Genomic DNA, 11,988 nt, shown 5'->3' with positions numbered 1-11,988 from the left:
CAGGACCGGAACCCGTGGTGCCGGCCGTGCCCACCGCCCCGCCTCGGGCGGTTCGGCGGGCACCCGGCCCGAGTGGGCCTACTTGAGACCGATGGCGTTGCAGGCCGACTTGTACGGCGCCGTGCAGATCTGCTGGACGGTGTAGATGCTGTCCTGGATCACCGTGTCCTCGATGTTCTCCGCGGTGAGGTCCACCACGGGCACGAGCTGCGCCGGGATGTTCTTGTCCGTGGGACTGTCGACCTTGTCGCGGGTCAGGGCGTCGAACTCGATCGAACGGCCCTGGACCCTCGCGACCGCCATCTCGGCGGCGGCGCTGGCCTCCTGCGGGTACGACTTGTACACGCTCATGTACTGGTCGCCCTTGATGATCCGCTGGACGGCGATCAGCTCGGCGTCCTGGCCGGTCACCGGCGGAACCTTGCTGACACCGGCGGCCTTGAAGACGTCGATGACGGCGCCCGCGATGCCGTCGTTCGCGGCGTAGACACCGGCGATGTTGCTGAGGCCGACCTCCTGGATGGACTTCTCCATGTTGGCCTTGGCGTTGACCGGGTTCCAGTCCTTGGTGTCCCACCTCTTGGCGAGGACCACCTTGTCCTCGAGCTCGGTCAGGGCACCGGCCTTGAACTGCTTCGCGTTCGGGTCGGTCAGCGAGCCGTTCATCATGATGATCTTCTTCGAGGCCGCGCCGGCGCCCAGCGCGCCGACCAGGGCCTTGCCCTGGACCTCGCCGACCAGCTCGTTGTCGAAGGAGATGTACGCGTCGATCGGGCCCTGGGCCAGGCGGTCGTACGCGATGACGGGGATGCCGGCGTCCTTGGCCGCGCGCACGCCCTTCGCGATCGTCACCGAGTCCACCGCGTCCACCAGGATCACGTCGACCTTGTCGTCCACCAGCTGCTGCATCTGCCGCAGCTGCTTCGCCGCGTCCTGCTCGGCGTTGTAGTAGGCGACCTCGCCCTTCTTCTCGGTGAGCTTCGTCACCGTGTCCTTGATGATCTTGTAGTCAAACTTCTCGTAACGGGTGTTTTCCTTCTCAGGAAGCAGCAGGCCGACCGTGATGTCGTTGCCCTTGGTGGCGCTTGCCGTGGCGTCGCTCTCTCCGAACCCCATGCCGCAGCCGGCGAGGGAGAGGGCCGAAGCGGAGGCCGCCAGAGATATGACGGTACGGCGGAGACCAGTGTTACGAGTGTTCACATCAGGTGCCTTCCGGGCGAGGTTGCAGCATTGCGACCCAGGTGGCTGAAAGCCAACGCGGCGATCACCTCAGCGTCAAGGAGTAACCACTTAACGAGATGGCAACGGCGTTTCGTGTTCCACAAGTGAACACGACGGGAAGAGACTACGCCCAACCGTCGAGAAATCCCCTCAGCTTCATCTTCCGTCTTCCACCCGTACAGCCAACTCCCGTGCTCACGGCTCATGATCGTCAGCGGCATTTTACCGATCGTTGACCATCGGGCGGCCCGGAGGAGCGCGGGAACAGAGCCGTCGACGCGATGCGGAGCTGTCCCGCGCCCCGCGTCCACCGCCGTGGACGACCCCCTCTCGACGGCCCGCGCGGCCGACGCCACAGTGACGAACCGCACATCACCCCCCCATAAGCGGCAGCCTCGCGCGAACACCCTGTTTGCGGGCGTACCGGGGAAGACGCCCCGGGGCCGGCGGGAACCGGAACGAGAGCCCCGACGGAATGCGGACCCGCCGGACGGCATCGGATGGCGTCGGGAAACGAACGCGAACCGCTCCTCGCCGACTCCGTGAGAACACCTCGACCACTCGACCTGAAACACCCCTTTCCGCCATTCTCTCCATAAAGCACATTCCGCACATCGAATTCACCAACCGGACAGAATAGACAAACGCCGCCTTCGGGTATGAAGCATCCGTCTCCCCCGTCACCGACAGGATCAAGCCACTTCGTCTACGGGGCTTTCGGTGATGTCCGGCTCCGACACCCGCGCGACCGAACTCGCCCGGTAGCCGAACAAGGCGCCACTCCCCGGGGACAACCGGTCTTACGGCGCCCAGAAGACGGCACGGCCCGGGCAGGACCGCTCACGACGAAGGCCGGCTCGGACACGGGCACCGCCCTCCCCGCGACCGTCGCGACCTGCTCCGACGAGGTCCGGGTCGACGACAGGGCGGACGGTGTGCGGCGCGGGCGGCGCGGCGGGCGGACAGGGACGTCACCGCGCTCCACGGAACCCGGCCCGCGGCACCCCGGGCGCAGGCGGACGGCCCGCCTCGGCGCTCGGCTCCGCGCGGTGCAGGAACGCGTCCCGACCGGGACGGCCGCGACCCCCTCGCGCGACGGCGGACGCGGCGGTGGAATCCGGCCACGGCGGCGTGGAACGCGCGCGCCACGAGACGAAGGAAGGAAGAAGGGGAAGCGGGGAGGAGGGTGCGAGGCCGCGCCCCGCGCACGGCCCCAGAGCATCCGGGCCCGGCCCGGCTCCGCCCCGGGCATGCCGAAGGGGCCCGGCGGTTCGGACGAACCGCCGGGCCCCTTCGGGCCGTTCACGTACTGCTCGGGCCGTACTACTCGGGCTGGCGCTTGGGACGCCACACCACCAGCGCGCTGGTCTGCTGGACCTCCTGGTACGGGACCAGGTCGCGTCGGTAGGAGGCGTGCACGGCGGCCTCGCGCTGCCGCATGGCGGCGGCGGCCCCGTCGAGGGCCGACTCCATCTCCGCGACACGGGACTGGAGCGCGGCCACCTGGTTCTCCAGCTCGATGATGCGCTTGATGCCGGCGAGGTTGATGCCCTCGTCCTGCGACAGCTGCTGGACGGTGCGCAGCAGCTCGATGTCACGGGCCGAGTAGCGACGGCCCCGGCCGGCCGTGCGGTCGGGGGAGACCAGGCCGAGCCGGTCGTACTGACGCAGGGTCTGCGGGTGCAACCCGGAGAGCTGGGCCGCCACCGAGATGACGTAGACCGGTGTCTCCTCGGTCAGTTCGTACGGGTTGCGCCGACGACCGGACGTGTCCATGGCTCCGTCATGCTCCCTTCGCGGCCTGGAACAGCTCCGCCCGCGGATCCTCACCCGCGGTCGCCTCGCGATACGCCTCCAGCGCGTCACGAGCCTTGTCGGACAGGTCCTCGGGCACCGCCACCTCGACGGTGACGAGCAGGTCGCCCCGCGTGCCGTCCTTGCGGACCGCGCCCCTGCCCCGGGCGCGCATGGTGCGTCCGTTGGGAGTGCCCGGCGGCAGCTTCAGCGTCACCGAGGGCCCGCCCAGCGTCGGCACCTTCACCTCGCCGCCCAGCGCCGCCTCCACGAAGGTGACGGGCACGGTGACGGTGAGGTTGTCGTCCTTGCGGCCGAAGACCGGGTGGGCGTCCACGTGGACCGTGACGTACAGGTCGCCGGCCGGACCGCCCCGCTCACCCGGCGCGCCCTTGCCCCGCAGCCGGATCCGCTGGTTGTCGCTGACGCCCGCCGGAATGCGGACCTGCATGGTGCGGGACGACTTGGCCCGGCCGCTGCCCTTGCACTCCATGCAGGGGTGCTCGGCGATCAGGCCGCGGCCCTTGCAGTCCGGGCAGGGGTCCGTCAGCGAGAACCCGCCGCCGGAGCCCCGGGCCACCTGTCCGGTGCCGACGCAGGTCGGGCACACGCGCGGTGTGCCGTTCTTGTCGCCGGTGCCCGTGCAGGCCTTGCAGGGCGCCTGGGAGGTCATGCGCAGCGGAACGGTCGCGCCGTCCACCGCCTCCGTGAAGGACAGCGTGACCTCGGTGTCGATGTCCTGGCCGCGCCGGGGCTGCGTCCGCGGGCCCGCGGGCCCGCCGCTGCGGTTGAACAGGCCCCCGAAGACGTCGCCTATGCCGCCGCCGAAGCCGCCGGCTCCTCCCGCTCCCTGTCCCTGGGGGCCGCCTCCGAAGAGGTCACCCAGGTCGAAGTTGAAGTTGCCGCCGCCCGCGCCGGGACCGGGCCGGAAGCCACCGTTGCCGAAGAGGGCGCGTGCCTCGTCGTACTCCTTGCGCTTCTTGGAGTCGCCGAGCACGTCGTTCGCCTCGGAGATCTCCTTGAAGCGCTCCTCGGCCTTGACGTTGCCCTTGTTGGCGTCCGGGTGGAACTCGCGGGCGAGCTTCCGGTACGCCTTCTTGATCTCGGCCTCGGTGGCGTCCTTCGGGACGCCGAGGACCTTGTAGAAGTCCTTCTCGATGAAGTCCTTGGTGCTCATCCCCGACGTCCCTCCTCCCTCGTCCGTTCAAGCTCAGCCCTCGTCCGGGCCACCGCTCTCCTTGTCATCGGCCGTCTCGGCCGATTCCTCGGCCTTGACCGGCGGCGCCCCGGGCTGCGGCTCGGCGACGGCCACCCGCGCGGGGCGGATGGTGCGCTCGCCGAAGCGATACCCCGGCTGCAGAATCGCCACGCACGTCGTCTCGGTGACGTCCGGCGCGTACGAGTGCATCAGGGCCTCGTGGATCGTCGGGTCGAAGGGCTCGCCCTCCTTGCCGAACTGCTGGAGCCCCATCTTCGCCGCGACGGTCTCGAGCGACTCGGCGACGGACTTGAATCCGCCGACGAGCTCGCCGTGGTCACGCGCGCGGCCGATGTCGTCGAGCACGGGCAGGAGCTCGGTCAGGAGGCTCGCGACGGCGACCTCCCTGACCGCGATCCGGTCGCGCTCGACCCGGCGGCGGTAGTTCTGGAACTCGGCCTGGAGCCGCTGGAGGTCCGCGGTGCGCTCGGCGAGTGCCATGCGCGCCTGGTCCAGCTGGGCCGTCAGGCCGACCAACTGTGCTGCTGCGTCCCCGTCCGGGGCCGCCGCCCCCTCCGCAGAGGGGGTGGCGGACTGCGGCTCGGCGTCGTCAGAGGTGGCGCCGGAAGGGACGTCGGGCTGCTCTTCGAAGCCCGGGGTCTCCTCCGTCACGCGGCACCGTCCCGGCGGTCCTCGTCGACGATCTCCGCGTCGACGACGTCGTCGTCGCCCTTCGGGGCCTCGGCGCCGGGGGCGTCGCCGCCACCGGCCTGGGCGGCCTGGGCGTCGGCGTACATGGCCTGGCCGAGCTTCTGCGAGACCGCGGCGACCTTCTCGGTGGCGGTGCGGATCTCGGCGGCGTCCTCGCCCTTGAGCGCGGCCTTCAGCTCCTCGACGGACGCCTCGACCTCGGTCTTGACGTCACCGGGGACCTTGTCCTCGTTGTCCTTGAGGAACTTCTCCGTCTGGTAGACGAGCTGCTCGCCCTGGTTGCGGGTCTCGGCGGCCTCGCGGCGGGCGTGGTCCTCGTCCGCGTACTTCTCGGCCTCCTGGCGCATCCGGTCGACCTCGTCGCGCGGCAGCGAGGAGCCGCCGGTGACGGTCATCTTCTGCTCCTTGCCCGTGCCGAGGTCCTTCGCGGTCACGTGCATGATGCCGTTGGCGTCGATGTCGAAGGCGACCTCGATCTGCGGGACACCACGCGGGGCCGGCGGCAGACCGGTCAGCTCGAACATCCCGAGCTTCTTGTTGTACGCCGCGATCTCGCGCTCGCCCTGGTAGACCTGGATCTGGACGGACGGCTGGTTGTCCTCGGCCGTCGTGAAGATCTCGGAGCGCTTGGTCGGGATCGTGGTGTTGCGCTCGATGAGCTTGGTCATGATCCCTCCCTTGGTCTCGATACCGAGGGACAGCGGGGTCACGTCGAGGAGCAGGACGTCCTTGACCTCACCCTTGAGGACACCGGCCTGGAGGGCGGCGCCGATGGCGACGACCTCGTCCGGGTTCACGCCCTTGTTGGCCTCGTTGCCGCCGGTCAGCTCCTTGACGAGCTCGGCGACGGCGGGCATACGGGTGGAGCCACCGACGAGAACGACGTGGTCGATCTCGGACAGCTGGATGCCGGCGTCCTTGATGACGTTGTGGAACGGCGTCTTGCAACGCTCCAGAAGGTCGGCCGTCAGCTGCTGGAACTGGGCGCGCGTGAGCTTCTCGTCCAGGTGCAGCGGGCCCTCGGCGGAAGCCGTGATGTAGGGCAGGTTGATCGAGGTCTCGGTGGACGAGGACAGCTCGATCTTGGCCTTCTCCGCGGCTTCGCGCAGACGCTGGAGGGCCATCTTGTCCTTGGCGAGGTCCACACCGTGACCGGAGCGGAACTGCTGGACCAGGTAGTCCATGACCCGCTGGTCCCAGTCGTCACCACCGAGGTGGTTGTCACCGTTGGTGGCCTTCACCTCGACGACGCCGTCGCCGATCTCCAGGAGGGACACGTCGAAGGTGCCGCCACCGAGGTCGAAGACGAGGATCGTCTGGTCGTCCTTGTCGAGGCCGTAAGCGAGCGCCGCCGCGGTGGGCTCGTTGACGATACGAAGGACGTTGAGGCCGGCGATCTCGCCGGCTTCCTTCGTCGCCTGACGCTCGGAGTCGTTGAAGTACGCCGGGACGGTGATGACCGCGTCGGCCACCTTCTCGCCCAGGTACGCCTCGGCGTCGCGCTTCAGCTTCTGCAGGATGAAGGCGCTCATCTGCTGCGGGTTGAAGCTCTTGCCGTCGAGCTCGATCTTCCAGTCCGTGCCCATGTGACGCTTCACCGAACGGATGGTCCGGTCCACGTTCGTGACCGCCTGGCGCTTGGCGACCTCGCCGACGAGCACCTCACCGTTCTTCGCGAAGGCGACGACGGACGGCGTGGTCCTGGCGCCCTCGGCGTTGGTGATGACGGTGGGCTCGCCGCCCTCCAGAACGCTGACGACTGAGTTAGTCGTGCCCAGGTCGATGCCGACCGCACGTGCCATTTCGATTCCTCCAGCAATGACTTGAGTGGAACGGACTCAAGTGTGCACGACGTCCGCCTCCCGGTCAACAGACCTGAGTCATGGGGGCTCAACTCTTATCCGTTCCTTACGCGCAGGTAGCCTCTGGCCTGCACTTTTCTCTCAGAGTCAGTGCACCCTCACGGCGTCCGGAGCCGCCGGACGAGGCCGCCCCGGCCGGTACGAGGCTCTGGGGACAGGCCCCCCGGGAGCTGGGATCGCATGCGGAGGGGACCGGCGGGGACGGGGGCCCGGACGAACGGCCGCCGCGACGGCGACCAGCAGCACGGCACCGGCCGGCCACCAGGCGGCCCCCGCCCCCAGCCACCCCAGATCGATGGAGAGCCCGACCAGCGCACCCGCGAAGGCGGCGATCCCCGTCACGACCATGACCCCCTGCCGGGTCAGTCCCGCCCGCCGCAGCCGGTGCACCAGATGGTCCGGAGCCGACCGCAGCAGCGGCCGCCCCGCCCGCCGCCGCGACACGAGGACCAGGACGGCGTCGGCGCTGACCACGGCCGTCAGCGCGAACCCGGCACCGAACCCGGGCCCGGCGGACCCCTCGGCGTGCACCAGCACCACCGCCGAGGCCAGCACGAACCCGGCGAACAGCGACCCGCACCGCCCCGGCGCGATCCGGGCCGGCGGCCAGCCGTGCATGAGGAAGCCGGTGAGGGCGGCGGCCAGCACGCTGAGCAGCGCCGCGAGCCCGTCCATGAACTCGGCGGCCGCGCACCCGCTGAGCGCGAAGGCGGTGATGGCGGCGACGGTCCCCATCACCCCGTCGGCGTGATCGAGCGAGCGGAAGGCGTGGGTCACCAGGACGATCCAGACGACGGCCAGCACACCTCCCGGCACCCCCAGTTCGCCGTAGGGCACGGTCAGCGCGGCGGCACCGGCGACGACGGCCACCCGCACCACCGGCGGCACCGGCAGCAGGTCGGCGGTCAGGCCGAGCAGGGCGACCACGATCCCGGCGAGCAGCAGGCGCCCGGCCTCCGGCCCGAGCGGGGCGGCCCCGGTCCAGTCGCCGACCCAGCCGACGCAGGCCGTCCCGACCACCACGGCGACACCGCCGAGCACCGGAGCGGGCCGCCCCCTGCCCGGCGCCCGCGGTCTCGCCCGGCGGGAGGGAAGCCCCGTCCCGTCGATCACGCCGAGGCGCAGGGAGAAGGACCGCAGCAGCGCGGCGAGCGCGGCGGCGAGGAGCAGAGCGGCCGCGGCGGCCGCGATTCCGTACAGCACATCGCTAATTTAGGGGTAGTTGTCACAGTATTGTGCGAATAACACGATCAGCTTTACGTGTCCTGTCGCCCCGGGGCGAAACAGGCCTTCTGCCCGCGTTCGGCGCCGCCGGTCAGGCTTCCCTCAGCGACGCAGATCACCGCACCTCTGGCTACAGTGCGGCGAAAGAAGTGGGTAGTCTCAGACGGACTGCATAAGTTACCGCTTAGTAATCACTTCGAGGTCGCCCTCGAAGCAACACCTCGCAGGCCCGAGGAGCCCCCGAATGCAACTCGCCGCGATCATTGTGTCGCTGGTCCTGACCGTGGTCGGCGTCGCGCTTCTCGCACGCGCCATCGGCCAGTTCGTCCGCTACTTCAAGTTGGGACAGCCCGTCCCCGCCGGGAGCCGGACCGACAACCCCTACCAGCGCAGCGTGACGCTGGTCCGGGAGTTCCTCGGCCACACCCGGATGAACCGGTGGGGCATCGTGGGCTTCGCCCACTGGTTCGTCGCCATCGGCTTCCTGACGCTGCCGCCGACCCTGGCCCAGGCCTTCGGGCAGCTCTTCCAGGCCGACTGGACGCTGCCCGTCGTCGGAGACTTCCTGCCGCTCGAGATGTACACCGAGTTCATCGGTGTCATGACCATCCTCGGCATCCTCGTCCTGATGGCGATCCGGCTGCTGAGCCTGCCCTCGCGCCCCGGCCGCAAGTCCCGCTTCGCGGGCTCGAAGTCCGGCCAGGCGTACTTCGTCGAGTACGTCATCCTCACCATCGGCCTCGCCATCTACACGCTGCGCGGCCTCGAGGGCGCGATCCACCACGTGGAGGGCTACGAGGCCGCGTACTTCGCCTCGTACCCGCTGGTCCTGGCCTTCAAGGGCCTGAGCGTCGGCACACTGCAGAACCTGATCTACCTGGTCGCGATGATCAAGATCAGCGTCTCGTTCATCTGGATGATCGTGGTCTCGCTGAACACGAACATGGGCGTGGCCTGGCACCGGTTCCTGGGCTTCCCGAACATCTGGTTCAAGCGCGAGGCGAACGGCGGGACGGCCCTCGGCGCGCTCCAGCCGATGACCTCGGGCGGCAAGGCCATCGACTTCACCGACCCCGGTGACGACGACGTCTTCGGTGTCTCCCAGGTCGAGCAGTTCTCCTGGAAGGGCCTGCTCGACTTCTCCACCTGCACCGAGTGCGGCCGCTGCCAGTCGCAGTGCCCCGCCTGGAACACCGGCAAGCCGCTCTCCCCGAAGCTCCTGATCATGTCCCTGCGCGACCACGCGCACGCCAAGGCCCCGTACCTGCTGGCCGGCGGCGGCAAGGACATGGAGGGCGCGGAGAAGGCGACCGAGGAGCAGCTCAAGGACGTCCCGGCGGCGGCCCTCGCCGAGGCCGAGCGCCCCCTGATCGGCACCCTCGAAGAGAACGGCGTCATCGACCCGGACGTCCTGTGGTCCTGCACCACCTGCGGCGCCTGCGTCGAGCAGTGCCCGGTCGACATCGAGCACATCGACCACATCGTCGACATGCGCCGCTACCAGGTGATGATCGAGAGCGCGTTCCCGTCCGAGGCGGGCACGATGCTCAAGAACCTGGAGAAGAAGGGCAACCCCTGGGGTCTGGCCAAGAAGCAGCGCCTCGAGTGGACCAAGGAGGTCGACTTCGAGATCCCCGTCGTCGGCCGCGACATCGAGGACCTGACCGAGGTCGAGTACCTCTACTGGGTCGGCTGCGCCGGCGCCCTGGAGGACCGCGCGAAGAAGACCACCAAGGCCTTCGCGGAGCTCCTGCACATGGCGGGCGTCAAGTTCGCGATCATGGGCGGCGACGAGAAGTGCACCGGTGACTCCGCCCGCCGTCTCGGCAACGAGCCCCTGTTCCAGGAGCTCGGCATGGAGAACGTCGCCGCGCTGAACATGGCGTTCGGCGAGGACGACGAGGACGAGTCGACCAAGAAGCCGAAGACGGCGAAGAAGATCGTCGCCACCTGCCCGCACTGCCTCAACACGATCGGCAACGAGTACCCGCAGCTCGGCGGCGACTACGAGGTCATCCACCACACCCAGCTGCTCCAGCACCTCATCGACGAGGGCAAGCTGCTCCCGGTGACCCCGGTCGAGGGTCTGATCACGTACCACGACCCCTGCTACCTGGGCCGCCACAACAAGATCTACACGCCTCCGCGCGAGATCATGTCCGCCGTCCCGGGCCTGCGCCAGCAGGAGATGCACCGCCACAAGGAACGCGGCTTCTGCTGCGGCGCCGGCGGCGCGCGCATGTGGATGGAGGAGCGGATCGGCAAGCGCATCAACAACGAGCGTGTCGACGAGGCCCTGTCGCTCAACCCGGACATCGTCTCCACCGCCTGCCCGTTCTGCCTCGTCATGCTGACCGACTCGGTCAACGGCAAGAAGAACGACGGCCAGGCCAAGGAGTCCGTCCAGGTCGTCGACGTCGCCCAGCTGCTCCTGGAGTCCGTCAGGACCCCGGTCGAGGAGGAGCCCCCGGCGGGCGCCGCCGAGTCCGAGAACGAGCCGGAGCCGGAACCCGTCAAGTAGCGGCTCCGAACCGCCTTCCGGCACCGGCCCACCGGCCTGTTCCGATCGGTACGACCGACACCCCCGCGCTCTCCGGAGTGCGGGGGTGTCGCCGTAACTCGAACGCGTGCATCATTACCCAGTCGTTTCAACGGGGCTGACGAGGTGAGCGGTGCGCGGGCGAACACGTGGGACACATACGGCGACGGCTCTCGGCTGCGCCCTCCTCCTCGCCGCCTGCGGCCCCGCCGGCGGCCCCGGAGCCCCCCGCCAGAAACCCGTGCGGGCCGCCGCCGCCCCCGCCCTGCTGCCGGTCCCGCACGGCGACGGCAGCAGGGTCGCCGACGACTTCAACGGCGACGGACACCGCGACCTGGTCATCGACGACCTGGTGAAGGAACAGAGCCACGCCGACGACGCGGGCATCGGGATCGTCTACGGCGGCGCCCACGGACTCACGCCCGGAACGCGGCAGCTGCTCACCCCGAAGAAGCAGGCCGCCGCCACCGGGGGGCGGCTCCCGGCCCTCTTCGACGCGGAGGCGAGCTGCGACCTGGACAAGGACGGCTTCACGGACCTCGTCGTGTCGACCGACCCGCCCTACGACGGCCAGGGGCAGCCACCGGTCCCGCTCCAGATCCTCTTCGGCTCCCCCGACGGCCTGACCGGCAGGGCGGTCCGGCTCGTCATCCCCGCGCGGGCGCGTCTCGGCAACGACTGGCCCGACCAGCCGGTCTGCGGCGACTTCGACGGCGACGGCGCGCAGGACCTCGTCGTGCACGCCACCGACGGTGAACTGAGCTATCTCCGCGGCCCGTTCGGCCGCAAGGGCACCCCGCGCGCCGCGGGGAGGCCGCTCGCCTCCCCTGGCAACGTGCCGACCGGTCCCGCCGCCGACGTGAACCGCGACGGCTACGACGACCTCCTCGTCCGTACGTCCGCGGACGGCTCCGCGGGCTCCGCCGTCGTCCTCGGCGGCCCGGCGGGCCCCACCCGCACCGGGGCCACCCTGCCGGCCGGCCTCGACGCGGCCCTCGGCCGCTTCGGCCGGGGCAAGGCGCTCGACGCGGCGGTCGGCTCGATGGGCGGAACATCCCTGCGCTACGACCTCCCCGGCGCCGCCCGCGGGAGCGTCGACACCCCGGGGTCGATCCTCGACGCCGGGGACTTCGACGGGGACGGCCTGAGCGAACTCGTCTCCAGCGGAACGAAGTTGCGCGTCCTCCCGGGCCGTACGACCGGACTGTCCGCGACCGGCACGGTGACCGTGAAGGCGCCCGCCCAGGGCACCACCCGCGTCCTGGCCGTCGCCGACTTCACGGGGGACGGCCGGGCGGACCTGGTCGTCCGGACGTACCGGGGCGAGACCGAGGACACGGTGGCGCTGTTCCCGGGCGAGAAGGACGGGCCGGTGGCCACCACGCCCGACCTCACCTTCTCCACCGCCGCGTTCCTGTCGAAGCCCTGACCAGGAAAGT

General features: G+C 70.0%; 8 protein-coding genes. 2 read left to right on the top strand and 6 right to left on the bottom strand.

The features are described from left to right. Nucleotides 1-78: 78 nt before the first annotated feature. The 6 genes from ACFYW7_RS12940 to ACFYW7_RS12915 all read right to left on the bottom strand — a co-directional run bounded on the left by ACFYW7_RS12940 (nt 79) and on the right by ACFYW7_RS12915 (nt 7,989). Complete coding sequence (locus tag ACFYW7_RS12940; protein WP_389501172.1) at nt 79-1,200, bottom strand: sugar ABC transporter substrate-binding protein; 1,122 nt, start codon at nt 1,198-1,200, stop codon at nt 79-81. 1,344 nt (nt 1,201-2,544) lie between these two features. Beyond that, nucleotides 2,545-2,997 (bottom strand): heat shock protein transcriptional repressor HspR, encoded by a 453-nt coding sequence (locus ACFYW7_RS12935; protein ID WP_389501170.1) that lies wholly within the window; start codon nt 2,995-2,997, stop codon nt 2,545-2,547. Nucleotides 2,998-3,004: 7 nt separating this feature from the next. Next, nucleotides 3,005-4,192, bottom strand: coding sequence for a molecular chaperone DnaJ (dnaJ, locus tag ACFYW7_RS12930; RefSeq protein ID WP_389501168.1), 1,188 nt, complete (start codon nt 4,190-4,192; stop codon nt 3,005-3,007). Nucleotides 4,193-4,225: 33 nt separating this feature from the next. Beyond that, nucleotides 4,226-4,885 (bottom strand): nucleotide exchange factor GrpE, encoded by a 660-nt coding sequence (gene grpE / locus ACFYW7_RS12925; RefSeq protein ID WP_389501166.1) that lies wholly within the window; start codon nt 4,883-4,885, stop codon nt 4,226-4,228. Continuing rightward, nucleotides 4,882-6,726 carry a molecular chaperone DnaK gene (gene dnaK, locus ACFYW7_RS12920; protein WP_389501164.1) on the bottom strand — a complete coding sequence of 615 codons (1,845 nt, stop codon included), beginning with the start codon at nt 6,724-6,726 and terminating at the stop codon, nt 4,882-4,884. Before dnaK ends, grpE begins: the two co-directional genes overlap by 4 nt. 147 nt (nt 6,727-6,873) lie before the next feature. Continuing rightward, nucleotides 6,874-7,989, bottom strand: coding sequence for an MraY family glycosyltransferase (locus ACFYW7_RS12915; RefSeq protein ID WP_389501161.1), 1,116 nt, complete (start codon nt 7,987-7,989; stop codon nt 6,874-6,876). A gap of 265 nt (nt 7,990-8,254) precedes the next feature. On the opposite strand from ACFYW7_RS12915, the gene ACFYW7_RS12910 reads away from it, so the two are divergent. Both ACFYW7_RS12910 and ACFYW7_RS12905 read left to right on the top strand, forming a co-directional pair. Beyond that, nucleotides 8,255-10,531, top strand: a complete 2,277-nt coding sequence (locus ACFYW7_RS12910; RefSeq protein WP_389501159.1) for a (Fe-S)-binding protein — start codon at nt 8,255-8,257, stop codon at nt 10,529-10,531. 151 nt (nt 10,532-10,682) lie between these two features. After that, nucleotides 10,683-11,978, top strand: coding sequence for an FG-GAP repeat domain-containing protein (locus tag ACFYW7_RS12905; protein ID WP_389501157.1), 1,296 nt, complete (start codon nt 10,683-10,685; stop codon nt 11,976-11,978). Nucleotides 11,979-11,988: the final 10 nt, after the last annotated feature.

Origin of the sequence: Streptomyces sp. NPDC002580, assembly GCF_042889485.1 — a bacterium.
Classification (GTDB): Bacteria; Actinomycetota; Actinomycetes; order Streptomycetales; family Streptomycetaceae; genus Streptomyces.
The sequence above is the reverse complement of the archived record's forward strand: the minus strand, read 5'-3'. Positions and strand labels throughout refer to the sequence as shown.

Bases quoted from the DNA above. Each gene is read 5' to 3' on its own strand.
- ACFYW7_RS12935 (WP_389501170.1), bottom strand. From the start codon at position 2,997: ATGGACACGTCCGGTCGTCGGCGCAACCCGTACGAACTGACCGAGGAG.
- dnaJ (WP_389501168.1), bottom strand. From the start codon at position 4,192: ATGAGCACCAAGGACTTCATCGAGAAGGACTTCTACAAGGTCCTCGGC.
- ACFYW7_RS12910 (WP_389501159.1), top strand. From the start codon at position 8,255: ATGCAACTCGCCGCGATCATTGTGTCGCTGGTCCTGACCGTGGTCGGC.
- dnaK (WP_389501164.1), bottom strand. From the start codon at position 6,726: ATGGCACGTGCGGTCGGCATCGACCTGGGCACGACTAACTCAGTCGTC.